This is a genomic window from Scandinavium sp. M-37, from assembly GCF_043558715.1.
Taxonomy (GTDB): Bacteria; Pseudomonadota; Gammaproteobacteria; order Enterobacterales; family Enterobacteriaceae; genus Scandinavium; species Scandinavium vulneris_A.
Map to the genome: position 1 here is coordinate 1 of NZ_JBIGIN010000114.1, position 463 is coordinate 463.

Sequence of the window (463 nt, forward strand, 5' to 3'; positions counted from 1 at the left end):
CCGTCCATGCCGTAACGGGTCTGGCGGAAAATTACCGGGCCCGGCGAGGTGATTTTGACCGCCAGCGCAATACACGCCAGCACCGGGGAGACGAGCAGCAGGATCAGGCTGGCCAGCACAATATCTTCCACCCGTTTCAGCACGCGATTCAGGCCGGACAGCGGGGTGTCATACAACGGCACCAGCGGCACGCCGTTCACTTCGTCGATGCGCGAATGCAGAATATTGAAGGTGAAAACATCCGGGATAAGGATCACCGAGCAGGTGGTGTTCGCCAGTTTGTGCACCAGATCTTTGAGCCGCTCTTCCTCCTGCATCGCCAGCGCGATATAGACGTTGTCAATTTTCCCGGCGCGCGCATCGTCGATCAGCTGTTGATAATTGCCCGCCCAGTCGGCATTGACGCCACCCGGTTTAGGATCGTGATAGCTGCCCACCACTTCAAAGCCGAGCCACGGTTGAT

Annotated in this window: 1 protein-coding gene; it reads right to left on the bottom strand. The window is 58.3% G+C overall.

All coding sequences use genetic code 11. The features are described from left to right. Positions 1–463, bottom strand: a 463-nt coding sequence (locus ACG0Z5_RS23955) for a sugar transferase (protein WP_394451682.1), incomplete at both ends; no start/stop codon positions are given.